20 protein-coding genes are annotated in these 24110 nt (G+C 67.6%); 13 read left to right on the top strand and 7 right to left on the bottom strand.

Going from position 1 to position 24110, the window contains the following annotated elements; all coding sequences use genetic code 11:
- The first annotated feature begins 157 nt into the window (after positions 1-157).
- Both ACAG21_RS03965 and ACAG21_RS03960 read left to right on the top strand, forming a co-directional pair.
- Entirely contained in the window at positions 158-3340 is a 3183-nt protein-coding gene (locus tag ACAG21_RS03965) for a kelch repeat-containing protein (protein ID WP_370494697.1), read from the top strand.
- Between the two features lie 398 nt (positions 3341-3738).
- Positions 3739-4218, top strand: coding sequence for a hypothetical protein (locus tag ACAG21_RS03960; RefSeq protein WP_370494696.1), 480 nt, complete (start codon positions 3739-3741; stop codon positions 4216-4218).
- Between the two features lie 11 nt (positions 4219-4229).
- Here the strand turns inward: ACAG21_RS03960 and hsaB are convergent, their stop codons facing one another.
- Genes hsaB through hsaA form a run of 4 tightly spaced genes read right to left on the bottom strand, consistent with a single transcriptional unit; the run spans position 4230 to position 7760 of the window.
- Entirely contained in the window at positions 4230-4793 is a 564-nt protein-coding gene (gene hsaB / locus ACAG21_RS03955; protein ID WP_370494695.1) for a 3-hydroxy-9,10-secoandrosta-1,3,5(10)-triene-9,17-dione monooxygenase reductase subunit, read from the bottom strand.
- A gap of 2 nt (positions 4794-4795) precedes the next feature.
- Positions 4796-5698 (bottom strand): iron-dependent extradiol dioxygenase HsaC, encoded by a 903-nt coding sequence (hsaC, locus tag ACAG21_RS03950; RefSeq protein ID WP_370494694.1) that lies wholly within the window; start codon positions 5696-5698, stop codon positions 4796-4798.
- Positions 5698-6573, bottom strand: a complete 876-nt coding sequence (gene hsaD / locus ACAG21_RS03945) for a 4,5:9,10-diseco-3-hydroxy-5,9,17-trioxoandrosta-1(10),2-diene-4-oate hydrolase (RefSeq protein WP_370494693.1) — start codon at positions 6571-6573, stop codon at positions 5698-5700. The genes hsaC and hsaD overlap by 1 nt, the downstream gene beginning before the upstream one ends.
- 2 nt (positions 6574-6575) lie before the next feature.
- Positions 6576-7760 carry a 3-hydroxy-9,10-secoandrosta-1,3,5(10)-triene-9,17-dione monooxygenase oxygenase subunit gene (hsaA, locus tag ACAG21_RS03940; RefSeq protein WP_370494692.1) on the bottom strand — a complete coding sequence of 395 codons (1185 nt, stop codon included), beginning with the start codon at positions 7758-7760 and terminating at the stop codon, positions 6576-6578.
- Between the two features lie 156 nt (positions 7761-7916).
- Here hsaA and ACAG21_RS03935 point away from each other — a divergent pair, with 156 nt between their 5' ends.
- Positions 7917-8999, top strand: coding sequence for a 2Fe-2S iron-sulfur cluster-binding protein (locus tag ACAG21_RS03935; protein WP_370494691.1), 1083 nt, complete (start codon positions 7917-7919; stop codon positions 8997-8999).
- 35 nt (positions 9000-9034) lie between these two features.
- Positions 9035-9568, top strand: coding sequence for a hypothetical protein (locus tag ACAG21_RS03930; RefSeq protein ID WP_370494690.1), 534 nt, complete (start codon positions 9035-9037; stop codon positions 9566-9568).
- On the opposite strand, the gene ACAG21_RS03925 is transcribed toward ACAG21_RS03930, so the two are convergent.
- The gene (locus ACAG21_RS03925) at positions 9565-11697 is read right to left on the bottom strand and encodes an acyl-CoA dehydrogenase family protein (RefSeq protein ID WP_370494689.1); all 2133 of its coding nucleotides are present in this window, start codon (positions 11695-11697) and stop codon (positions 9565-9567) included. The genes ACAG21_RS03930 and ACAG21_RS03925 overlap by 4 nt on opposite strands.
- A gap of 222 nt (positions 11698-11919) precedes the next feature.
- Between ACAG21_RS03925 and ACAG21_RS03920 the strand changes: the two genes are divergently transcribed.
- Positions 11920-12906, top strand: coding sequence for a hypothetical protein (locus ACAG21_RS03920; RefSeq protein WP_370494688.1), 987 nt, complete (start codon positions 11920-11922; stop codon positions 12904-12906).
- 309 nt (positions 12907-13215) lie between these two features.
- The gene (kstR, locus tag ACAG21_RS03915; protein ID WP_165796489.1) at positions 13216-13818 is read left to right on the top strand and encodes a cholesterol catabolism transcriptional regulator KstR; all 603 of its coding nucleotides are present in this window, start codon (positions 13216-13218) and stop codon (positions 13816-13818) included.
- Here kstR and ACAG21_RS03910 read toward each other — a convergent pair.
- Complete coding sequence (locus tag ACAG21_RS03910) at positions 13815-14894, bottom strand: LacI family DNA-binding transcriptional regulator (RefSeq protein WP_370494687.1); 1080 nt, start codon at positions 14892-14894, stop codon at positions 13815-13817. The genes kstR and ACAG21_RS03910 overlap by 4 nt on opposite strands.
- A gap of 149 nt (positions 14895-15043) precedes the next feature.
- On the opposite strand from ACAG21_RS03910, the gene ACAG21_RS03905 reads away from it, so the two are divergent.
- From ACAG21_RS03905 to ACAG21_RS03875, 7 genes are read left to right on the top strand one after another with little or no spacing between them, the layout of a single operon-like run.
- A complete protein-coding gene (locus ACAG21_RS03905; protein WP_370494686.1) occupies positions 15044-15973 on the top strand; it encodes a metal ABC transporter solute-binding protein, Zn/Mn family in 930 nt (309 codons plus the stop codon).
- Positions 15960-16787 (top strand): metal ABC transporter ATP-binding protein, encoded by an 828-nt coding sequence (locus ACAG21_RS03900; protein ID WP_370494685.1) that lies wholly within the window; start codon positions 15960-15962, stop codon positions 16785-16787. Before ACAG21_RS03905 ends, ACAG21_RS03900 begins: the two co-directional genes overlap by 14 nt.
- Positions 16784-17644, top strand: coding sequence for a metal ABC transporter permease (locus ACAG21_RS03895; RefSeq protein WP_370494684.1), 861 nt, complete (start codon positions 16784-16786; stop codon positions 17642-17644). Before ACAG21_RS03900 ends, ACAG21_RS03895 begins: the two co-directional genes overlap by 4 nt.
- 48 nt (positions 17645-17692) lie before the next feature.
- Positions 17693-18418: a sensor domain-containing protein gene (locus ACAG21_RS03890; RefSeq protein WP_370494683.1), complete on the top strand. Its 726-nt coding sequence runs from the start codon at positions 17693-17695 to the stop codon at positions 18416-18418.
- Positions 18419-18427: 9 nt separating this feature from the next.
- Positions 18428-19186, top strand: coding sequence for a LamB/YcsF family protein (locus tag ACAG21_RS03885; RefSeq protein WP_370494682.1), 759 nt, complete (start codon positions 18428-18430; stop codon positions 19184-19186).
- Positions 19186-20106 (top strand): MBL fold metallo-hydrolase, encoded by a 921-nt coding sequence (locus ACAG21_RS03880; protein WP_370494681.1) that lies wholly within the window; start codon positions 19186-19188, stop codon positions 20104-20106. Before ACAG21_RS03885 ends, ACAG21_RS03880 begins: the two co-directional genes overlap by 1 nt.
- A gap of 3 nt (positions 20107-20109) precedes the next feature.
- Positions 20110-21351: an SLC13 family permease gene (locus ACAG21_RS03875; protein ID WP_370494680.1), complete on the top strand. Its 1242-nt coding sequence runs from the start codon at positions 20110-20112 to the stop codon at positions 21349-21351.
- A 15-nt stretch (positions 21352-21366) separates the two neighbouring features.
- Here ACAG21_RS03875 and ACAG21_RS03870 read toward each other — a convergent pair whose 3' ends face one another.
- A complete protein-coding gene (locus tag ACAG21_RS03870; protein ID WP_370494679.1) occupies positions 21367-23988 on the bottom strand; it encodes a LuxR C-terminal-related transcriptional regulator in 2622 nt (873 codons plus the stop codon).
- Between the last annotated feature and the right edge of the window lie 122 nt (positions 23989-24110).

Below are 24110 nucleotides of genomic sequence, written 5' to 3'. Positions count from 1 at the left end.
CTTTGCTGGTTGTCTCGCGCGTTCGGCAGCGCCACGGCGGGGGCCACGGCGGATTTCCGCCGATTGATCATGCCCGAATCATGTCCCCGGACAGGCACCTAGCGATACTCTTGAGCTCGCGAATTCGACAATCGCGGGGAAGTTGAGCGCTAAGAATATGGGTGATGGGTCCCCCAAAGACGCGGCGCCGCCCAGCGGCATCATCGCGGAATTATCCGACGCCGGATTCGAGGACGCACGCCAAGTCGCCAGGGGCGGCGCTGGAGTCATCTACTGCGCCTACGAGACAGCGCTGGGGCGCAACGTCGCGATCAAGGTGTTGCCGTCGCATATCGACGAGGAAAGCCGGGAGCGCTTTCTGCGTGAAGGCTATGCAATGGGCGGACTCTCGGGGCATCCGAACATCGTCAACATTCTGCGCGTCGGGGTGACCGACAGCGGCCGGCCCTACATCGTGATGCCGTACATGTCCTCGGATTCCCTGGCGGTCCGGTTGCGCCGCGAAGGGCCGACCGCCTGGCCCGAGGCGTTGCGAATCGCCGTAAAGCTTTGCGGCGCACTGGAAACCGCGCACCGAAGCGGTACCTTACATCGTGACATCAAGCCCGCCAACGTGCTTGTCAGCGACTACGGCGAGCCCCTGCTGAGCGACTTCGGCATCGCCCACATCGAGGGTGGTTACGAAACTGCGACCGGGTTCTTCTCAGGCACAATCGACTACACCGCGCCGGAGGTCATGACCGGTAAGCCGGCCACCGTGGCCTCCGACCTCTATTCGCTGGGCGCCACGATCTATGCGCTGATCGCCGGCGCGGCCGCGCATGAACGCAAGAACGACGAGGACCTCGTCGCCCAGTATCTGCGCATCAGTACGACGCGGATTCCCGACATGCGCCCGGAAGGAATCCCGGAAGCCGTCTGCGCGGCGATCGAGCATGCGATGGCGATCGATCCCGCGGAACGGCCCGCGTCCGCAGCGGAGTTCGGCCGTGAATTGCAGGCCGCGCAGAAGCTCAGTGGATTGCGACCCGATTCGATGGCGATCACCAGCACCGCAACCGAATCGGGGCGGCCGCTGAACAAGCCGCCCGGCGGCGGCACCCAGACGTCGATTGCCTCCACCGACGCCATCGCGTCGGCACCGGACGGTACGACGTCGACCGTTCCCGGCTCGGTCCCGCCGGCCGCGGACCCGGGCTCCACCCGGCAACCGGGTGACGTCGTCGGGGGCGCGTCGCCGCGCCTGCAGCCCGCTGCTCCCGGTCAGTCCGAGTTCACCCAAGCGGCGAGCAGCCTCCGGGGCGCCTCTGCCGCGGAAACCCAAGCGTTGCTTGGTGCTTCGGCGGCCGGCGGCGGGTCCGGTACGCCACCGAGCGGTCCCGGACAACCGGTGTCGTCCGGTTCGGTCCCACCCTCCTGGCGCAAGCCGATCCTGGTCAAGGTGCGGGAGTGGTTCAGCGAGCCGGGCAAGAAGCGCAATCGTTTGGGGCTGGTCGCAGGCGCGCTCGTCGTTGTCGTGTTGCTGGTCGTCGGCGGCCTGTTCTTCCTGGCACCCGACAACAAGAACCAGCAGCCGGTCGCGGGCAAGCCGGCGACCCCGGCGCCGGTGGTATGGAAGCCGATCACCAACGATCGCGTGTCGCGCGTCGAGACCGCGACCACGCAGGTCGACGGAACCATCTGGGTCTTCGGCGGGATTCGCAGCGATGGCGCCGTCAGCGCGCTGCAAGAGGGCTACGACCCCGTCATCGACAGCTGGAAAGGCGGCGACGACCTTCCCGTCGCCGTCCAGGACGCGATGGCGGTCAACTGGCAGGGCAACCCGGTGGTACTCGGTGGCTTCAAGAACGTCGGCGCCAAACCTGTTGCGACCGACCAGGTTTGGCGAGTTGTCAACAGTCGCTGGGTAGAGCTGCCGCGGCTGCTGCAGCCCCGCGCGGGAGCGGCGGCCGCGGTCGTGGGCGACCGCCTGGTCGTCACCGGCGGTGTCGACGCCAACGGCGCTCTGCTCAACACCACCGAGGTATTCGACGGCACGTCCTGGAGCCTCGGCGCTCCGATACCGACTCCGCGCCAGCAGCTGGCCGCGGCGTCGGACGGAAAGCTCGTCTACACCGTCGGCGGTAGCACCGGGGACTCCGATCAGGTGAACGTCGAGGCCTATGACCCGGTCGCCAAGACCTGGACGACGCTGCCCGGACTTCCGCAGGCGCGCAGCGACCTTGGCGTTGCGATCACCGATGGGCGGCTGGTGGCCGTCGGCGGCGTCTCCGGAGGCCAGGTACTCAAGAGCGTTTCGGTGTTCGACCTGATGAGCAAAACGTGGTCCGGCCTGCCCGACATGTCGACCCCGCGGCACGGCATGGCGGTCGCCGCGGTCGAGAAGTCCGTCTACGCGATCGGCGGGTCGAGCGCCATCGGCAACGGTCAGCCGACGTCGACGGCCGAAGCACTCAAGTTGCCGGCCCGCAAGATTCAGCCGGCCGCGCAGTGGCGCTCGCTGCCGGACGCGCCAACCGCCCGGCTGATGATGGCGTGGGCGGTGCTCAACGGCAAGATCTGGATCATGGGCGGCTTGCGCAATGGCGTCGCCCTGCAGACGGTCGAGAGTTTCGACCCGAAGACCGGAGCCTGGGAAACGGGGCCGCCGTTGCCCATTCCGCTGCACCACGCGGCCGCCGCGACCTACCGCGGTGAGGTGGTCATTCTCGGTGGCGCCAGCGACAACATCGCCGACGGGTCCAACAAGGTGTTCGCCCTGCGCGGCGGCAATTGGGTGGAGTTAGCGCCGCTGACACACGCTCGCGCGGCGCCGGCCGCCGCGGTGGTCGGCGACAAACTCGTCGCCGTTGGCGGGCAGAACGCCAAGCAGCTGGTGCCGCAAACCGAGGTCTTCGATGGCAGTTCGTGGAAAGACTCCACCGACATGCCCACCCCGCGCGAACACCTCGCCGCGGTCTCCGACGGCACCTACGTGTACACCGTCGGCGGCCGGTTCCTGTCCTCGGACAAGAACTCCGCGGCGTTGGAACGGTTCGACCCGCAATCCGGACAGTGGACCAAGCTGGTCGGTATGCCGACGCCACGCGGCAGCTACGGCGCCACCTATATCGACGGCCGGATTCTGGCGGTCGGCGGCGAAGAGCCGACCCGCGTGCTCAACGTCGTCGAGATGTACGACATCTCCGAGGACAAATGGAGCACGCTGCCCCCGATGCCGACGCCGCGGCATGCCGAGGTTGTCGCCACCGTGGGCAACACGGTCTATGTGATCGGTGGCGCGAACCGGCCCACGCACGAGGGCCCGATCGCGACCGTCGAGGCGCTGGATTTCATGTAGCCGGCACGCCACCGCAAATCGGGCCACGCACAACCGTGCTCATCCTCACGCCGCACGGCGATTCAGTCAATGAGCCGATGCGCGCCAGGCCCGACCGGGGGACTAGACGCAGTTGGCGCGCAAAATCTCGCCCGGAAGCAGCGCTTTTCGCTGTTGTTTGATATATGTCGAATATGGGGATCCGTTAACTCGGATCGGCCCGGTGGCCCGCCCCCTCAACGGGCCACCGGGGAACCCATCACCGCGATGCTCTCTGAGATGCCCCAAGACGGCGGCATTGAAACCACTTACCGGCAAGGCCATCCACCCCAGTTTGTTGTTTTATTTGTGTGCAATACGGGGACTCGTCCAAGGGGCCGCAGCGCCAACAACACCCACCTTGGAAAACGGAGCCCATGATGAGCACAAACACGATGTGGATAGTGATAGCCGTCGTAGCAGTCTTGTTGATCGCCGCTCTGGTCGTGGTGATCAGCAAGAGCCGGACACGCCACCGTCAGCGGCAGGCCGAGGCGATTCGCGAGCAGGCCAGAGTCGAGTCGGCCAAGGTCGAACGTCGCGAAGCACTCGCCCAGGAGACCGCGGCAAAGGCACGTGCGGCGCAGGCCGAGGCCGAAGTGAAGGCGGCAGAAGCCGCACGGCTGCAGGAGCGGGCCGCCCAACATCAGAACGACGCGGCGACATCGCGCGAACAACTTCAGGAACAGTTCGACCGCGCCGACAATATCGACCCGAGGACCGCAAAGCAGGCCAAGCAGGCAGACGAGACCGACGAACTCACCTCAGACCGCAGCGCGGCCTGGTCCTCAGCGGGTGACGAGCTGCGAACCAGCCCGGAGGCAGTCCAACAGGAAACCTACCGAGGCACGCACGGCTGACCTCAGGCCGCCTAGAGCCAGGTGTCCTGCGTCGTCGTGGTGAGGAAAGCTTCCAGGTCGTCGCGCCACCGAGCGGGCGTGGTCTTGTCCGGTTCGATCCCGGTGTATTCGCCGCGATAGAACAGCAGCGGCCGCGGCTTGATCTTGGGCGCCTCCGACAGCGACTGCACTGCGCCGAACACCACGAAGTGATCGCCGCCGTCGTGCACGGAGGCCACCGTGCAGTCGATATGGGCAAGCGATCCGTCGATGATCGGCGAGCCGAGTTCTGATTCGTGCCAGTCGATTCCGGCGAACTTGTCGGGTTCTTTGGATCCGAACCGGGCCGAGACGTGCTTCTGGCTCTCGGTCAGCATGTTGACGCAGAACCGGCCGCTGGCCTCGATGGCCTGCCAGGACCGCGACACCTTGGTTGGGCAGAAAAGCACCAGCGGCGGGTCCAGTGACAGCGCCGCGAAGGACTGGCATGCGAAGCCGATTGGAACGTCGTCGTGCACGGTGGTGATGATCGTGATCCCCGTGCAGAACTGACCCAGCACGTTGCGGAACGTGCGCGGGTCGATCGGCGCGGCCATGGTTAACCCTTGAAGCCGACGCTGAAGTCGTGGCCCCACAGGCTGATCGCGGTACTCTCCCGGGCGATCCAATCGTCGTCTTCGACTTGTCTTCCCTCACAACCGAATTCGATATCGAATCCGCTGGGCGTCTTCATATAGAAGGACAGCATCAGGTCGTTGACATGGCGGCCCAGCGTGGCCGACATCGGCACCTTCTTGCGCAGCGCCCGGTCCAGGCAGAGCCCGACGTCGTCGGAGTTCTCCACCTCGACCATCAGGTGCACGATGCCGCTGGGAGTCTGCCCCGGCATGAAGGCCAGGCTGTGATGGCGGGGATTGCAGCCCAGGAAGCGCAGCCAGGCCGGCGGGCCGTCGGCGGGCCGGCCGACCACCTGCGGCGGCAGCCGCATCGAGTCGCGCAGCTTGAAGTCCAGCACGTCGCGGTAGAAGTGCAATGTCTCTTCGTCGTCCCGGGTGGTCAAGACCACGTGCCCCAGGCCCTGCTCCTCGGTGACGAACTTGTGCCCGTACGGGCTGACCACGCGGCGGTGCTCGAGGGCGGCGCCGTGGAAGACCTCCAGGCAGTTACCCGACGGGTCGGAGAACCGGATCATCTCGTCGACCCGGCGATCGGCCAGCTCGGCGGCGGTGGCCTCCTTGTAGGGCGTGCCCTCGACGTCGAGCCGATTGCGGATCTCTTGCAGCCCTGCGGCATTCGCGCATTCCCAGCCGGCTTCGATGAGCCGGTCCTGCTCGCCGGGCACGATCACCAGCCGGGCCGGGAAATCATCCATCCGCAGATACAGCGCACCTTCGGTGGCACCCTTGCCCTCGACCATGCCCAGAACCTTGAGCCCGTATTCGCGCCAGGCCGCCATGTCGGTGGCCTCGATGCGCAGGTAGCCCAGCGAGCGGATGCTCATCACGCACCTCCCAGGAAATCGATGGTGAGCTTGTTGAACTCGTCGAACTTCTCCACCTGCGCCCAGTGCCCACACTGCCCGAAAACGTGTAGCTGTGCACGCGGGATGGTCTTGAGTGCGACCAGGGCGCCGTCCAGCGGGTTGACCCGATCCTCGCGGCCCCAGATCAGCAGCACCGGCTGGCGCAGTTTGTGCACTTCACGCCACATCATGCCGAGCTCGAAATCGGCTCCGGCGAAAGACATTCCCATCGCGCGCGTCGCCGTCAGCGATTCGGGAGTGCTGGCCAACTCGAACCGCTGCTCGACCAATTCGGGGGTGATCAGTTTCTGGTCGTAGACCATCACCCGCAGAAATGCCTCGAGATTCTCCCGGGTGGGCTCGGCGGAGAATTTGCCCAGCCGCTTGACGCCCTCGGTCGGGTCGGGGGCGAACAGGTTCACGCTCACCCCGCCCGGGCCCATCAACACCAGGCGCCCGGCCTTGTCCGGATAGTCCAACGCGAACCGCACCGCGGTGCCACCGCCCAGCGAATTCCCTACCAGCGGAACACGTCCCAGGCCCAACTGGTCGAAAAGACCCTTGAGCGCGCGCGCCGCGTAATGGTTGAACTGCCCGTGTTCGGCACGTTTGTCGGAGTGGCCGTAGCCGGGCTGGTCGACGGCCAGCACATGAAACCGCTGCGCCAGCACCGGGATATTGCGCGAGAAGTTCGTCCAACTCGCCGCACCCGGACCGCCGCCGTGCAGCAGCACGATCGTCTGCTCGTTGCCTTCGCCCGCCTCGTGGTAATGCAGCTTCAGCGGGCCATCCACGTCCACCTCCGCGAAGCGCGAGGTGGACTCGAACGTCAACTCCCCCGTAGTCGCCGTCACGGCTAGACCATGGTGTCGCCGGGCGGCAACCCGAACTCGTTGTTCCCGAAGATCTGGTAGGCCCGCTCGGGATCGTTGGCCGCGTGCACCCGGCCGGCGTGTGCGTCGCGCCAGAAGCGTTGCACCGGTTGGTCATTGCCCAGGGCCGTGGCGCCGGATGCCTCGAACAGCCGGTCGATCGAGGCGATCGCCCGGCCGGTGGCACGGACCTGGTCGCGGCGCGCCCGGGCGCGCAGCTCGAACGGGATCTCCTTGCCGGCCGACAACAGCGCGTACTCGTCGGCGACGTTTCCGCTGAGCTGACGCCATGCGGCGTCGATGTCGCTGGCCGCCTCGGCGATACGCACCTTGGCGAACGGGTCGTCCTTGGCCTTCTCGCCGGCGAACGCCGCGCGCACCCGCTTGCCCTGGTGCTCGACGTGTGCGTCGTACGCGCCGTAGGCCATCCCGACGATCGGAGCCGAAATGGTGGTGGGATGCATTGTGCCCCAAGGCATCTTGTAAACCGCCGCGGTGTTGGTCTGATACCCGCCCGCGGTGCCGTCGTTCATGGCCTTGTAGGACAGGAACCGGTGCCGCGGCACGAAGACGTCCTTGACGACGACGGTGTTACTGCCGGTGCCGCGCAGGCCGACGACATGCCATACGTCGTCGATGCGGTACTCAATGCGCGGGATCAGGAAGCTGCCGAAGTCGACGGGCCGACCGTCCTTGATCACGGGTCCGCCCAAAAACGCCCAGGTGGCGTGATCGCAACCCGACGACCAGTTCCACGACCCGTTGACCAGGTAGCCGCCGTCGGTCACGACGCCGGCGCCCATCGGGGCATACGACGACGAGACCCGGGTCTTGGGGTCCTCGCCCCAGACCTCCTCCTGCGCCTGCTGGTCGAACAGCGCCAGGTGCCAGTTGTGCACGCCGATGATCGAGCTCACCCAGCCGGTGGAACCACAGGCGCTGGCCAGCCGCCGCACGGCCTCGTAGAACAGCGCGGGGTCGCATTGCAGACCGCCCCACTGTTCGGGCTGCAGCAGCGTGAAGAAGCCGACCTCGTCGAGCTCGGCAACGGTCTCCTCGGGCAGCCGGCGCAGGTCCTCTGTCGCCTGAGCGCGCTCCCGGATCCTGGGAAGCAGATCGTCGATCCCCGCTAAGACCGACTGCGCATCACGCTGTTGAATGGACGTCACTAGGTTTGCCTCCTGGGCCAGACTTACTCAGTGGACTTACACAGCAGACTAGAACATGTTCTGATTTGTGTCGAGCAGGGTATGCCTGCGCCTGGTAGCGATATGAATCGGGTTTTCTGTAACATGTTCTAGTTGTCTTGAAAGGGAGGGCGGGTCTTGACGAAAGCAGACCTGGACGAGCCGCTCGGCGACCACGTCCTTGAACTGCAGATCGCCGAGGTCATCGACGAGACCGACGACGCGCGCTCGCTGGTGTTCGCGGTGCCGGACGCATCGGGCGACCCGGAGATCCCGCCGGAGCGGCTGCGTTACGCGCCGGGCCAGTTCCTGACACTGCGGGTGCCCAGCGACCGTACCGGCTCGGTGGCACGCTGCTACTCGTTGTGCAGCTCGCCCTTCACCGATGACGCGCTCGCTGTCACGGTGAAGCGGACCGCGGACGGATATGCGTCCAACTGGCTGTGCGACAACGCACGCCAGGGCATGCGGATCCACGTGCTGGCCCCGTCGGGCAACTTCGTTCCCAAGACGCTCGACCAGGATTTCCTGCTGCTGGCCGCCGGCAGCGGGATCACCCCGATCATGTCGATCTGCAAGTCGGCGCTGTCCGAGGGCAGCGGACAGGTGACGCTGGTCTACGCCAACCGCGACGAAGGCTCGGTGATTTTCGCCGACGGGCTGCGCGAGCTGGCCGCCAAGTATCCCGACCGGCTCACCGTGCTGCATTGGTTGGAATCGCTGCAGGGTCTGCCCAGCGCCGCGGCGCTGGCGAAGCTGGCCACGCCGTTCACCGATCGGCACGCCTTCATCTGCGGGCCGGGCCCGTTCATGGACGCCGCCCGCCAGGCACTGGAGACGCTGGAAGTGCCTGCGCCGCAAGTGCATATCGAGGTGTTCAAGTCGCTGGAGTCCGATCCGTTCGCCGCGGTCACGATCGAGGACACCGACGAGGGCGACCAGCCGCCGGCCACCGCGGTGGTGGAACTGGACGGTGAGACCCACACCGTGTCGTGGCCGCGCAGCGCCAAACTGCTCGACGTACTGCTTGCCAAGGGTCTCGATGCGCCGTTCTCCTGCCGGGAAGGCCACTGCGGGGCCTGCGCCTGCACGTTGCGCAGCGGCAAAGTCAACATGGAGGTCAACGACGTGCTCGAGCAGCAGGACCTCGACGAGGGGCTAATTCTGGCCTGTCAATCTCACCCGGAATCTGATTCGGTAGAAGTCACTTACGACGAATAGTCGCTCGAGGGGTTCGACGGAAGGAATCGCCGGTGATGCGATCGGTAACGGGGTTGGCAACCGTCGGCCTGATGTTGACTTTTCTGCCGGCTCCCGCGGCCGGGGCGGCGAGCAACACCGCGACCACGTTGTTTCCGCTGGACGGGCCGAACCAGCTGGAAACGCACATGTTCCTCAACTGCTTCAAGTCCGATGGCCATTGCGACTTCGTCGCCGGGGCCGACACCCGCACCCCCGACGGCGGCGTGATCGGCTTCCCGCCAGGCCTGTGGGCGCGCCAAACTACCGAGATCCGGTCCAACAACCGGATGGCCTACCTGGACGCGCACGCCAACGGGCAGTACGAGCGGGTGATGAAATCAATGGGGACCGACGAGATCACGACCGTCTACTTCGGCGAAGGACCGCCCGACAAGTACCAGACAACCGGGCGCATCGACTCCACCGACTGGGGAACGGGGCAGCCCAAGACCGACGAAACCGTCTACACCTGCACTCACATCCAGGTGGTCTACAGCGGGGTCAACATCACCTCGCCGAGCACCTGCGCGGTCACGACGTTCAGCTAGCGCGGCAGGCCCAGTAGGCGCTCGGCCGCGACGGTCAGCAGGATCTGCTCGGTGCCTCCCGCGATCGTGAGGCAGCGGGTGTTGAGGAAGTCGAACACCGCTCGGTCGCCGTCTTCCCGGCGATCAACGAGCCCACCGCCCTCGGCGACGTCCATCGTGAATTCGGCCAGCGTCTGCCGGTAGCGCACGCCGATCAGCTTGCGCACGCTGGATTGCGCGCCGGGGTCCTGGCCACCGACCGCGAGCTGGGCGATGCGCTGGTCCAGCAGCGCACCCGTCTGGGCCAGAATGATCAGCCGCCCCAGCCGGTCCTGCTCGGCGACGTCGAGATCCCGCTTCGCCAGCAGCTCGAGCAGCTCTTCCATCGGGTTACCGAGCGCCGTCCCGCTGGCCATCGCGACCCGCTCGTTGGCCAGCGTGGTGCGGGCCAGCCGCCAGCCGTCGTTCACCGTGCCGACCACCATCTCGTCGGGCACGAAGACGTTGTCCAGGAACACCTCGTTGAACAGCGAGTCGCCGGTGATCTCGCGCAGCGGCCGGATGTCGATGCCGGGCGATTTCATGTCGATCAAGAAGTAGGTGATGCCCTTGTGCTTCGGGGCGTCGGGATCGGTGCGCGCCAGGCACACGCCCCAGGCCGCCTTGTGCGCGGCCGATGTCCACACCTTCTGCCCGGTCAGCAACCAACCGCCTTCCCCGCGTACCGCCTTGGTGCGCAGCGACGCCAGGTCCGAGCCCGCTCCCGGCTCGGAAAACAGCTGGCACCAAAGGAATTCACCACGCGTGGTGGCGGGCACGAAGCGCTCGATCTGCTCTGGAGTGCCGTGCTCCAGGATCGTCGGCGCCGCCCACCAGCCGATCACCAGGTCGGGTCGCTCAACCCCGGCTGCGGCCAGCTCCTGGTCGATCAGCAGCTGCTCGGCCGGCGACGCGGCGCGCCCGTACGGCTTGGGCCAGTGCGGCGCCTGCAGGCCCGCGTCGGCCAGGGCCACCTGCCGCTTCTCGGCGGGCAGCGCCGCGACCTCGGCGATAGTCGCGGCGAGCTCGGCGCGCTGGTCCTCGACCTCCGTCAGGTCGATGCTCAGCCGTCGGCGCACCCCATCCTGGGTGAGCTCGGTGATGCGGCGCAGCCAACGCTCGGTCCCGCCGAGGTACCGGCCGATCGCGTGCGCGCGGCGCAGGTACAGGTGCGCGTCGTGTTCCCAGGTGCAGCCGATGCCGCCGAGCACCTGAATGCAGTCCTTGACGTTCGCCTTCACCGCCGGGATCGCGACGCCGGCGGCCAGCGCGGCGGCAATCGAGAACTGTCTCTCGTCGGAAGCGCCGGCGGCACGGGCCGCGTCGGCGGCGGCCACCTCGGCCTGCTCCGCGCGGCACAACATCTCCGCGCACAGGTGCTTGATGGCCTGGAAGCTTCCGATCGGCTTACCGAACTGCTCGCGCACCTTGGCGTAATCGACGGCAGTCTCGAGCGACCAGCGTGTGACGCCGGCGGCTTCGGCCGCCAGCACGGTCGCGGCCAGCTCCTCGACCCGCTGCCGTGACGCGTCGATCGGGGTCGCCGGTGCCGACGTCAGCACCACGCGCGCCAGCGGCCGGGAAAAATCGGCGGCCTGCAACGGCTCCAGCCGCACACCGTCGCTGCCGGTGTCGACGAGGACCCACTTCTCACCGGCGGGCAACAACAGCAGACCTCCGTCGGCGCCGCCCAGCACGAAGTCGACGGTGCCCGATGCCCGGGCGCCGTCGAACTGGACGTCACCCTCGAGCGCCAAGCCCGCGAACCGCTCCCCCGCCGCGAGCGCGGACAGCACCTCGGGATCGGTGACGACCAAGGTGGCCAGCGCGGTGGTCGCGATCGGCCCGGGCACCAGCGCCTTGGCCGCCTCTTCGACCATCGCGCAGAGGTCTTCGATGCTGCCGCCCGCCCCGCCGGCGTCCTCTGAGATGGCGACCCCGAACAGGCCAAGGTCGGCCAGCCGGGCGAACACCGCACGCCAGGCGTCCGGATCGCCCTGCTCGACCTCGCGGATCGCGACGGTCCCGCCGGGACCGGAGGTGGCATTGCGGGCCCAATCCCGCACCAATTCGCGCGCCGCGAACTGTTCGTCAGTGACGGTCGCTACCACCTGGGGCCCTCCGTGTGCTTGATTCATCGTGACCGTTAGGGACGCTACAGCCCACTAGAACGTGTTCTAATAATGCCAGCGATCGACCGTCAAGTCGAATGCCCTCGCCCTGGCAGTCGGTGCGTGCGCCCCGTGATTGCTCGGCCTAACAGCTGCCGCTTCGGCTGCTGCATTCGCGCCTGATCACGCCCGATTCCATGAGCAAAGTGTTTCAATTTCTTAATGACCTTGGGTTCGCTGGCCCGGCGCGCCGGCCGCCACATCGCGGCCGTGCTCAGCGCGGCCGCGATCGCCGCAATTGTGGCTGTCCCGCGCTCAGCCCGGGGCGATTCGATTGCGGCCGACAGCACCACTGACGTTGCGTGCGCGGCCTCGACCCGCCAGGTACCGACGACTTGGTATGTCCCGAGCACGCCGCCGCTCGGATTGGTGTGGTTGCAGCACGGCTTCGTCGAGGGCAAATTCGTATGGTCTGCATTCGCCACCGAGCTCGCCAACAGCGGATACCTCGTGATGGCCACCACGCTACCCACCGTCCATCCCTTCGGCTGCACCCTGGAGCACCTGATCGACAACACCGGCTTCCTCGACAACATCGCCGATGTGTTTGCCCACAAAGATGATCCGGATGGCGCCTTGGCAACGTCGTTCGCAGCGGCGGCGTCAGATCTGGGCCGAACCGTCATGCCGTTGCCCGAGAAGTTGGTATTCGTGGGCCATTCGGCCGGGGTGGAGGCCGTCGAATACGTCGCCGAGCGCCTGCACAACGCCTACCCGGCCGCCTTCAGTCAGCTGCGCGGCATCATCAGCGAAGACGGCGTGAAGTCATTTATCGGCTCTAATACCGACAAGGCGTTGGCGGGGCTGTCCAGCACCACCCTGCCGATCTACGCCACGGCGTCACCGCACCTGCTCTGCAACGCTTTCCGAAGCGGCACCAGGGCACTCGAACGGTATCTGCCGGATCGAGCGTTTCTCGGGGTGAAGGTGACCACCGGCGCCCACGGCGACGCGCTCGGCATGTCATCGCCTGGTTACGAAAACCTGGTATGCGGTCGTCCGAAGCCGGCGAATGTGGCGGCCGTATGGGGTCTGACGCGAGGCTGGATCACCGACATGTTCGCGGGAACGATCACGCCCGATTTCTACCCGGGTGGCAGCTACTACACCGACCTACTGACCTCAGGCACCATCACCACGCTGCCGTAAGAAGCCTCGAAGGCACCGTGGGGAGGGCAGCGCCGGAAGAGCGTTCGGGCCAGAGCCATCGTCGCGGCGCGGGCGTCCTCGTTCTTCGCCACTAGAACGTGTTCTAATAGTTCCAGCGATCGACCTCAAGTCGAACGCCATTACAGCAGGACAGCTCGCTGCCCCGGCGGGATGGAGGTGGGAAATTCACGCGCGACTTGGTTATCGTTTGCGAACGAACCACCCGAAAGAGGAGCAACCCGTCAGATGTCGTCCGCGAACGCTAACTCTGGCCACGTCCCTGAGTCGCAGCCACGCGAGGTCATGAACGTGGCAGTACTGGCTGAATCCGAGCTGGGCTCGGAGGCACAACGCGAGCGTCGCAAGCGCATCCTGGACGCCACCATGGCCATCGCGTCCAAGGGTGGGTACGAAGCAGTTCAGATGCGCGCGGTGGCGGATCGCGCGGACGTGGCTGTCGGGACGCTGTACCGCTATTTCCCTTCGAAAGTGCACTTGTTGGTGTCGGCCCTGGGCCGGGAGTTCGGCCGCATCGACGCGAAAACCGACCGCTCCGCGATGGCGGGCGGCACGCCGTTTCAGCGGCTGAATTTCATGGTCGGCAAGCTCAACCGCGCGATGCAGCGCAACCCGCTGCTCACCGAGGCCATGACGCGTGCCTACGTCTTCGCCGACGCGTCGGCGGCCAGCGAGGTCGACCAGGTGGAAAAGCTGATCGACAGCATGTTCGCCCGCGCGATGAGTGACGGCGAACCGACCGAGGACCAGTACCACATCGCCCGGGTGATCTCCGACGTGTGGTTGTCGAACCTGCTGGCCTGGCTCACCCGCCGCGCGTCGGCGACCGATGTCAGCAAGCGGCTCGACCTGGCCGTGCGGTTGCTGATCGGCGACTCTGAGTCCTCGGCCTAAACCGGCGGACCGGAGGTCCGGCCGCGGATCAGCTCGGTCTCCAGCAGCTCGACGACCGGCAGGCCGGACCGTGGCGGGTTGAGCAGCAGTTCTCCCGCTCGATGGCCCTTGCGCAGGCTCGGCTGCGACACCGTCGTCAGGCCGCGGCTGATCGCCTCGGGCACCCCGTCGAATCCGGTGACGCTGATCTGACCGGGCACGTAAATGCCATGTGCGCGAAGGTAATCCATCGCCGACAGAGCCAAGATGTCTGCGGTACACATCAATGCCGTGATCCGCGGATTGGCCTCCAGCGCCACCCTGGCCGCCTCACCGCCCGATTCCGGCAGGTGTTCGTAGCTCTCCACCACGGTCAGCGAATCGGGGTCCACACCGGCGGCCTGCATGGCGTCCCACACCCCGGTGATGCGTTCGCGCTGCACGTCGAAAGTCAACGAGCGCAGCCGGTCCGCGTCGGCCACGTCTTGGCGCCGGTCCTGGCCCAATCGCATTGTCAGCAGCCCGATCTCGCGATGCCCCAAGCTCAGCACGTATGCGGCGAGCTCGCGCATCGCCGCCCTGTCGTCGATGCCCACTCGCGAAACTCCGGCCAGGTCCTTGGGCTGGTCGACGACCACCACCGGCACCCGCCGCTGCAGCACCACTTGCAGGTAGGGGTCGTCGTCGCGGACCGAATACACCACGAAGCCGTCCACCCCGGCGGCCAGCACCGCGGCCTCGCCGTCCTCGCGGCTACGGCTGGGGCCGACGGCCACCAGCAGCAGGCCCTGCCCCTGTTCTTCGCAGGACTGCGCCACTCCCGTGACGAAATCGCGCGCAGCCGGGTCGCTGAAGAAATACGTCAGCGGCTCGGCCATCAACAATCCGACCGCACCGGCCTTGCGGGTGCGCAACGACCGCGCCACCGGGTCCGGTCCGGCGTAGCCCAGCCGCTTGGCCGTCGCGAGCACCCGCTCGCGAAGGTCGGGCGAGAGCTGATCGGGCCGGTTGAAGGCGTTCGAGATGGTGGTGCGAGAAACTTTCAGTTCGGCCGCCAACGACGCCAGAGTCGCACGCCGGCGTGGTGTGGGACTCACGTTCGCCGACGCTACAGCGCGCCGCGGCCAGCGCCTAAGCCGCCGCGATCTGCTACTTTCTAATGGAAACGATTTTCATTAGTATTATGACGGCGCGGGCCGGACAGCCACCGGAATTTCACGCCCGCGGTCAGCGCTGATGGGACGAAATGGGACAAGTAAACGGGCGCACGCGCATCCTGACGGCCTTGGCCACCTGCGTGCTCGCAGCGACGGCGATCACCGGCTGCGGTGTCGCCGGTTCCGCGCACTCGCAGGGGGCCAGCGTGGTGGCCTCCACCGATGTGTGGGGCAGTGTCGCCCGCGCCGTCGCCGGACGCCATGTCAACGTCAAGTCGGTCCTGTCCGGCGCCACGATCGATCCACACACTTATCAGGCCAGCGCCTCGGACGCCGCGGTCATCATGGATGCCGGATTGGTGGTCTACAACGGTGGCGGCTACGACCCCTGGGCGACGCAGGTGCTGAGCGGCCATTCGGACATCAAGACGGTGGACGCCTACTCGTTCGCCCCGAAGGCGGACAACGCAAACCCGCCCAACGAGCACGTTTTCTACGACCTGGGCGTTGCCAAGGCCGTCGCCAACACCATCGCCGACCGCCTCGCGGCCATCGACGCGGCCAACGCCGCCGACTATCGGGCCAACGCCGCCGGGTTCGGCCGCGACGTCGACAACATCGCCGCTTCGGAACGCACCATCGCCAACACGTTCCCCGACACCTCCGTCGTCGCGACCGAACCGGTGGCGTACTACCTGGTGAAGGCCACCGGCCTGGTAGACCGCACCCCCGAAAGTTTCATGTCCGCCAACGAGAACGGGACCGATCCGTCGCCGGCCGACATGGCGTTCGTCCTCGACCTGGTCAACCGCCACCAAGTCGCGGCAGTGCTGGTCAACCCGCAGACCGCGACGCCCGCGATCAACGGCCTGCAGGACGCTGCACGCCGAGCGGGCGTTCCGGTCACGCTGGTGACCGAGACGCTGCCCGACGGCGCCGATTACCTGACCTGGCAGCGCAAGACCGTCGACCAATTGCAGGCCGCGCTGCGATCGGGCCGGGCCAATGCCCGTAATTGACCAAGCGCTGGAAACGGCCGACCAGCGACCTCCCGCCGTCTCGCTGACCGGTGCCCGACTGGCGTTCGGCGACCGCGTGCTGTGGGACGGCCTCGACCTGTCGGTGTCACCGGGTGAATTCATCGCGGTGCTCGGACCCAACGGCACCGGCAAGACCTCGCTGCTCAAAGTGTTGCTCGGACAATTGCTGCTGAGCGCCGGCGCCGCGCACGTCGACGGCAAGGAGGTCACCTCGGGCAGCGGAGCCATCGGCTATGTGCCCCAACACCGCCCGATCGACCGGGACGTGATGCTGGTCGGACGCGACCTGGTCCGGCTGGGTATCGACGGGAACCGCTGGGGAGTGATGCCGCTGCGTTCGGCCGAGCGCAGCCGCCGCAAGCTGGCCGTACGGCAAGCGCTGGCACAGGTCAACGGCGAGTCGCTGGCCGACGTGCGGGTCGGGCTGATGTCGGGCGGGGAGTTGCAGCGCATGCGCATCGCCCAGGCCCTGGCCAGCGATCCGATGCTGTTGCTGTGCGACGAGCCGCTGCTGGCTCTTGACCCGGCCAACGCCAAGCTGGTCGCGGCGCTGATCGATCGCCGCCGCCGGGAGGCCGACACCACGGTCATGGTCGTTACCCACGAGATCAACACGATCCTGCCGTACGTCGACCGGGTGCTCTACCTGGTCGACGGCCGCTTCCGGATCGGCACCGTCGAGCAGGTGATGAACACCGAAACGCTCTCGACGTTGTACCGAGCGGACATCCAGGTGGTGACGGTCAACGGCCGCTACGTAGTGATCGGTGACGACAACGGGCACGCGTTATGAGCAACCAGCTCTCCGGGGTGCTGGATCATCTGTTCTCGTTCGACATCACGGCTGCCCTGCTCAGCCACGACTTCGTCCAGCAGGCGCTGCTGGCGGCCGCGCTGCTGGGACTGGTGGCCGGGCTGATCGGCCCGTTCATCGTGATGCGGCAGATGTCGTTCGCCGTGCACGGGTCAAGCGAATTGTCGCTGACCGGCGCCGCTTTCGCGTTGCTGGTCGGATTTCAGGTGGGTCTGGGTGCGCTGATCGGCAGCGCGGTGGCGGCCGCACTGTTCGGCGTTCTCGGACAGCGGGACCGGGAACGCGATTCGGTGACCGGGGTGGTGCTGGCGTTCGGGCTGGGCCTGGCGGTGCTGTTCATCTACCTCTACCCCGGACGCACGACGACGAGCTTCGCGTTGCTCACCGGCCAGATCGTCGGGGTGGGCTATACCGGACTGGCGACGCTGGCACTCGTCTGCCTGCTGGTCATCGGCGTCCTGGTGGCCTGCTACCGGCCGCTGTTGTTCGCCACGGTCGATCCCGACGTCGCGGCGGCCCGCGGGGTGCCGGTGCGGGCGCTGGGCATCGTGTTCGCCGCGCTGGTCGGCGTGGTGGCCGCTCAGGCCGTGCAGATCGTCGGCGCGCTGCTGGTGATGTCGTTGCTGATCACGCCCGCGGCGGCGGCGGCCCGGGTGGTCGCCTCGCCGGCGGTGGCGATCCTGGCGTCGGTGGTTTTCGCCGAGGTCGCCGCGGTGGGGGGAATCGTGCTGTCGCTGGCACCGGGGGTCCCGGTGTCGGTGTTCGTTGCAACGATCTCGTTTCTGATTTATCTATTTTGCTGGCTGCTGGGCCGACAGCGGGAGGCCAGCACTTAAGCTTGCGCGCGTTCCCAGCCCGAGGCGAAGGTGGCTAAGCAGCAGGCGATGTACCCCGTACTCCGATGGCCTCTCGCGCTGCTTGCCGCTGGTGTGCTGACGGCCGGCTGCACCAGGGCGGTCGACGGAAAGGCGCTGGCCGCCCCACCCGTGACCCACCTTCCCGCTGGCCGGGCGGCCGACCCGGCGCCCCGCGCGATACCGACGACCGTCCTGGACGGCCTGCTGCTGGGTCAGGACCAGGTCGTCGCGCTGGTGGGCGGCGCGAACATGGCGCTGGTCGGCACCGCCACCGCCACCACGGACTCATCGACGATCGTCGACGATCGCGGCTGCCTGGGAGTCGGTTCGGTGGGCGACGTGACGACCTACGCCCACAGCGGATATGTCGCGATGCGCGGCAACCAGTTCAGCACGCCCAACGCCGTGCAGGCCGATGCCACGCAGCTCGTCACGTCGTTCACCACCGGTGGCGACGCGCAGGCGCTGCTGCAGCGTGCCCTACAGGATTGGCGAGGATGCGCCCAGCGCCGGTACGGGTTTCACTCCTCGAACGGCAATCACAGCTACTTCCTCACCCAGGACCTGCGAGTCAGCGGCTCGCGCATCGCGTTGGCGATGCGCCAGGAGGAAGACCCGCGGTGGGGCTGCTCGCACGCGATGGCCGCACAGGATTCCGTCGTCGTCGAGGTCCGGGTCTGCCTGCTCGGCGAGGACACCGATGCCGCGGCCGACAACCTCCTCGATCAGATCATTGCCAGGATCCCCCAATAAGCTAGGCGAGTGGCCGCTATCGACCTGAACGCCGACTTGGGCGAGGGCTTTGGCGTCTGGAGCCTGGGCGATGATGACGCGATGCTGGCAATAGTCACCAGCGCCAACGTCGCGTGCGGCTTCCATGCGGGTGATCCCGCCAACCTGATGCGGGTGTGTCGGTTGGCGGCTGAGCGTGGCGTGCGCATCGGAGCCCAAGTCAGCTACCGCGACCTGGCCGGGTTCGGCCGGCGCTTCATCGATGTCGCCGTCGAGGATCTCGTCGCCGACGTGGTGTATCAGATCGGCGCTTTGCAGGCGATCGCGCGCGCGGCGGGCTCGACGGTTTCCTACATCAAACCCCATGGCGCGCTGTACAACACCATCGTGACCAATCGCGAGCAGGCGGCCGCCGTCGCAGCGGCGGTTCAGCTGGCCGACGCCACGTTGCCGGTGCTGGGCATGGCGGGTTCGGCGTTCTTCGAAGAGGCCGCCCGCGTCGGATTGCACACCATCGCAGAGGCTTTCGCCGATCGCACCTACCAGCCGGACGGCCAACTGGTGTCGCGCCGAGAGGACGGCGCGGTGCTGGACGACCCGGCCGAGATCGCGCAGCGCGTGGTGTCGATGGTGTCCTCCGGGCAGATCACCGCAGTCGACGGCTCCCAAGTTTCCGTGAGCGTGGAATCGGTTTGCGTGCATGGTGATTCACCCGGCGCGGTGCAGATCGCCACCGCGGTGCGCGAACAGCTCGAGGCCGCCGGCATCGACATCAGGCCGTTCTGCTGATGCGCCTGCGGTTCGGTCGCCCCGACATCGCCCGCTATTCGTCCCGGTTCGACGCGCCCCCCGCCGGCGCCGACGGCCTCGCGGCGACCTGGATGGGTGTGGCAACACTGCTGATTGACGACGGTTCGTCGGCACTGATGACCGACGGCTACTTCTCGCGCCCGAGCCTGGCGCGGGTCGCGGCCGGGCGGCTGTCGCCGTCGGCGGCGCGGGTGGACGGCTGCCTGGCCCGGGCAAAGGTGTCGCGGCTGGCGGCTGTGATCCCGGTGCACACCCACGTCGACCACGTAATGGATTCCGCGCTGGTCACCGACCGTACCGGAGCGCAGTTGGTCGGCGGTGAGTCCGCGGCCAACGTCGGGCGTGGCTACGGCCTGCCGGAGAACCGCCTGATCATCGCGGTGCCCGGCGAACCAATCCGGTTGGGCGCCTTCGACGTAACGCTCATCGAGTCACACCATTGCCCGCCTGACCGGTTCCCCGGCGTGATCGAGGAGCCCCTGGTGCCGCCGGTGAAGGCGTCGGCCTATCGTTGCGGCGAGTCGTGGTCGGCGCTGATCCATCATCTGCCGTCGGACAAGCGACTGCTGATCCAGGGCAGTGCCGGCTTCGTCAAAGGTGCGCTGGCCGCACAGCGCGCCGAGGCCGTCTATCTATCGGTCGGCCAGCTGGGTCTGCAGCCGCGGTCCTACCTGCTCGACTACTGGGCCGAGACCGTGCAAGCAGTAGGCGCGCGCCGAGTGATCCTGATCCACTGGGACGACTTCTTCCGTCCGCTGTCAAAGCCATTGCGGGCTTTGCCATACGCCGGTGACGACCTGGACGTCTCGATTCGGGTGCTCGACGAGCTGGCCGCACGCGACGGTGTCGCGTTGCACATGCCGACGGTGTGGCGACGCGAAAACCCTTGGACGGTTTAGGCCTTGTATTTAACCGTCGCGCTGCTGCTGCTTGCCGTGGTCCTGGGGTTCGCCGTTACGCGCCCGCGCGGCTGGCCCGAGGCGCTGGCCGCGGTTCCGGCTGCGCTCATCGTGGTTGCGATCGGCGCGATCTCGGTCCACCAGGCGGCCCGGCAGGTCGCCGACTTGTCGGGGGTGGTCGCGTTCCTGGGCGCGGTGCTGGTGCTGGCCAAGCTTTGCGACGACGAAGGCCTGTTCGAGGCCGCGGGTGCGATGATCGCCCGGACGCCCCGCGGATCGCACGGACTGCTGCGGCACGTGTTCGTCATCGCCGCCGCCATCACCGCAGTCCTGAGCCTGGACGCCACCGTGGTATTGCTGACCCCCGTGGTGCTGGCCGCCGTGCGCCGGCTGCGAACTCCGTTGCGCCCGTACGCCTACGCCACGGCCCACCTTGCCAACGGCGCCTCGCTGCTGCTGCCGGTGTCCAACCTGACCAACCTGCTGGCGTTTCACGTCGCGAACGTCTCCTTCACCAAGTTCACCCTGGTGATGGCGTTGCCGTGGCTGGCCACGGTCGCCACGCTGTACCTGGTCTTCCGCGGCTTCTTCGCGCGCGATCTGCGCGTCGCGCCCGACCCGGACCAACTCGAGCCGGCGTCCCGGCCGCCGGTGTTCGTGTTGGTGGTAGTGGGGCTGACCCTGGCCGGGTTCGCCTTCTCCGAGCCGCTGGGAGTGGCTCCCGCGTGGGTGGCGCTGGCCGGCGCCTCGGTGCTCGCGGTGCGCAGCCTGCGCCACCGGCACACCACCGTGATGGAAATCGTTCGCTCGGCCCAGGTTTCGTTTCTGGTGTTCGTGCTGGCGCTGGGCGTCGTGGTGCAGGCGGTCACGCTGAACGGGATGGACCGCGCGATGTCCGCCGTGCTGCCGCACGGGTCGGGGCTGCCCGCGCTGCTGGCCATCGCCGCGGTGGCCGCCGTGCTGGCCAACGTCGTCAACAATCTGCCGGCCACGCTGGTGCTGCTGCCGCTGGTCGCCCCCAGCGGCCCGGTCGCGGTCCTGGCGGTGCTGATCGGGGTCAACATCGGACCGAACCTGACCTACGTCGGTTCGCTGTCAAACCTGCTGTGGCGGCGCGTGCTTCGCCAGCACGACGTCGAAGCCGGCGTCGGCGAGTACACCCGCCTGGGCCTGTGTACGGTACCCCCGGCTCTGCTGGTGTCGGTGCTGGCGCTGTGGTCCTCGGCGCGGCTGCTGGGCCTCTAGCTGCAGCACGGTTTCTCAGCGTGTGCCGCAGGGGCCCGATCGAATGATCGACGCCAGTTCCTCGCGCGACTGGGCACCCACTCGCTGGCAGGCCCGGTACACGTGACCCTCGACCGTGCGCACGGACATCACCAGCTGCTCGGCGATGTCCCGGTTGGACAGCCCGGCCACCACGAGTTCGACGACATCGCGTTGGCGACCCGACAGTTTGATACCCGTCGGAGTCCGCAACGCCGGCGTGTGCAGCCCACCGCATTCATCGGCTAACTCCCTGGCCAGCGCGGCGGCATACATTGCGCGCCGATGGTGCTGGCCTTCGTCGAACGCGACGGACGCCTGCGCCGCCGCGTCGGCGGCGGTGGCCCGGTCACCGATCTCGCGGTAGGCCGCCGAGGCCGCGAGCAGGCCTTCGCCGTCCCCATCGTGCAGGGCCGCGGCGTGTGCAGCGACGGCGGCGGCCAGCGGCAGCGACAACTCATCGGCCAGCTCCCGCGCTCGCGCGGCCTGTGAAGCGTCGCCCCATTGAGCCGCGGCCTGGATGCAGGCGAGCTCATGGGTGGGCTGGGCGCGGTCGCGGGCCAGGCGTGCCGCCTGCTGCGCGCTCGCCACGGCCTCGGTCAGGTGGCCGCTTGCCGCCATCGCCCAGCCGCCGGCCAGCGCCAGTGCGGTGTGCATGAACAGAAAGTCGGGCGGCACGCACGAGCGCGCGGCCGCGACGGCATCATTGGCCTCGCCGGCTTCTCCGAGCTTGGCGTGCGCTTCGGCAAGTGCGAAATAGGTGGCCGGCCTCAATCCCGTGGTGACAGAGTGTATTTGCACTCCCGCGACCGCTTCATGCACCAACCGGGCCGACTCCGCGACGGCGCCGCGGGCCAGCGCTGCGTTGCCCAACAGGAACGAGAGGTTCGCATAGGCCAGGCCGGGAATCTCGCGGGCCGAATCGGCCAGTTGCCTTGCTGTGCTGACGAATTCGTCGATCCGTCCGACCAGCCGACAGGCCCGGCCGTAGACGGCGCCGAACCAATATCGCATATGGGAAGCCTGGAAAGACGTTGTCGCACGGCGCAGCGCCTGCTGCGCGATATCCGAGAGACCGTCGACCTGACCGAGTGCCCCCATTGCCATGATCAACGCAAGGGAGGCCATCATCGCGTGAAACCCCGGGAGCTCCGGGAAATCCAATGCGGCCCGGGCGTTTACGACCGCGATTTCGCAGCGCGCCGACACCGCGTCCAGGCACGCCTGCACCGCCAACCGCTCGGCCCGTTGCGCCGGTGCCTCGGGGTTGGCGGCGAGGCCGGCGAGAATCGGGGCCGCATCGTGCGGTCTGGCGAGCCACCAGATCAGGTTGGCCGCCCGCACGGTCGCCCAGTGGTGGCAGCCGGGCTGGCCGTCGCAGGCCATCTCACGCAACGCCGCCTCGGCGGGCTCACCGCGCCCAAGTAGCACCAAGTTCATCGCCCGCACCTCGGCCGCTCCGGGCGCGCCGGCTTTCGCGGCGGCAGTGGCGAACCGGTCGGCCAGATCCAGATCAAGCAGTGTCATGGCGTGCCGCGCCGATTCCAGGTACAGCCCGGGGTCGGGGGCGAGATCCGACTCGAGCCGTAGCAGCGCGCGGCGCACGGTGGCCTGCATGTCGGCGTCGGCGTCGTCGGCCAACCGCGTCGCGAGCCGCCCCCGGATTTCCGAGAGATACAGCTCGCCGGCGCTCGCGCGGCGCAGTTCGCCGAACAGCGGGTGGGCCAGCCGCGCCGTCAATCCGCTGGCCGTGCGCTCGATGCTCACCAGCCCCATCCGCTCGGCGGCAGCCACGTCGCCGCGGTCCACCACATCGCAGAGCACGCCGATGGCTAGCGGCTCGCATTGCGACAACGTGTCGACGACCATCGCCATACCCGGGCTCAGCCGGCCCATCTGGCGGCCCAGCGTGTCGGACAGGCTCGCCGAGACCGCCACATCGCCGTCCCACATCCACACCCCGGCGGTTTTGCGCATCCGCCCGGCAGCCACCTGATCGGCCACCAGCTGCCGCAGGAACAGGGCGTTGCCGCCGGTCAGCTTTTGGAACCGGGCCGCGCTGCGCGCATCGACGGGGCCGTCCAGCCTGCTCTCGATGACCTCGCGGGTGGCCGCCGCCGAAAGCGGTTCAAGATCAAGCCGTTCCAGCAGCCCGTCCTTCCACAACGCCGTCACCGCATCGGGTTCGTCGCTGCCGGTGCGGATTGTGACCACCAGTCGCACCCCGCCCGACTGCGCCAGCTGATGAACCACGAGGGCAGACAATCCGTCGAGCAAGTGCGCGTCGTCGACCCCTACTACGACCTTGCCTCGACGCTGTTGTGCGACAAACGAATTGATGACCCGCTGTACATCGGTCAACGGGTTCGACATCGCCTCACCGAGCGAGCCGATGAACGCTCCCAACGGCAGCGCGTGCGCCGAGTCGGTGCCGACGATCCATTTCGTCCGCTCCCCCGCCGCCGCGGCCCGCCGCAGCGCCTCGTGGGCCAGCCAAGTCTTGCCCACGCCGGCGGCTCCGGCGACTACCACGCCCGAGTGATTGCCTGCCGCGCTGAGGGCACGGCGAATGATCCCTAATTCACTGTCGCGCCCGGTCAGCGGCTCAGCGCCGATCACTCGGCGACTATAACTTTGCGGGAGCATCGAATGGGCGGCTTTGCCGACGTTTCGGTGACCCGATGTGTAGCGGACACGTACCAGTCGCGTAGTCGACTACGCTGCCGCCGCCGGTCAGCCGC

This window comes from Mycobacterium sp. pR1184 (assembly GCF_041287235.1).
Classification (GTDB): Bacteria; Actinomycetota; Actinomycetes; order Mycobacteriales; family Mycobacteriaceae; genus Mycobacterium.
This window is presented reverse-complemented; position numbering and strand designations above follow the sequence as displayed.

Excerpts from the sequence above, each read along its gene's own strand:
- ACAG21_RS03965 (WP_370494697.1), top strand. The coding sequence starts at position 158 with ATGGGTGATGGGTCCCCCAAAGACGCGGCGCCGCCCAGCGGCATCATC.
- ACAG21_RS03960 (WP_370494696.1), top strand. The coding sequence starts at position 3,739 with ATGAGCACAAACACGATGTGGATAGTGATAGCCGTCGTAGCAGTCTTG.
- hsaB (WP_370494695.1), bottom strand. The coding sequence starts at position 4,793 with ATGGCCGCGCCGATCGACCCGCGCACGTTCCGCAACGTGCTGGGTCAG.
- hsaC (WP_370494694.1), bottom strand. The coding sequence starts at position 5,698 with ATGAGCATCCGCTCGCTGGGCTACCTGCGCATCGAGGCCACCGACATG.
- ACAG21_RS03930 (WP_370494690.1), top strand. The coding sequence starts at position 9,035 with ATGCGATCGGTAACGGGGTTGGCAACCGTCGGCCTGATGTTGACTTTT.
- ACAG21_RS03920 (WP_370494688.1), top strand. The coding sequence starts at position 11,920 with ATGACCTTGGGTTCGCTGGCCCGGCGCGCCGGCCGCCACATCGCGGCC.
- ACAG21_RS03905 (WP_370494686.1), top strand. The coding sequence starts at position 15,044 with ATGGGACAAGTAAACGGGCGCACGCGCATCCTGACGGCCTTGGCCACC.
- ACAG21_RS03900 (WP_370494685.1), top strand. The coding sequence starts at position 15,960 with ATGCCCGTAATTGACCAAGCGCTGGAAACGGCCGACCAGCGACCTCCC.
- ACAG21_RS03895 (WP_370494684.1), top strand. The coding sequence starts at position 16,784 with ATGAGCAACCAGCTCTCCGGGGTGCTGGATCATCTGTTCTCGTTCGAC.
- ACAG21_RS03890 (WP_370494683.1), top strand. The coding sequence starts at position 17,693 with ATGTACCCCGTACTCCGATGGCCTCTCGCGCTGCTTGCCGCTGGTGTG.
- ACAG21_RS03880 (WP_370494681.1), top strand. The coding sequence starts at position 19,186 with ATGCGCCTGCGGTTCGGTCGCCCCGACATCGCCCGCTATTCGTCCCGG.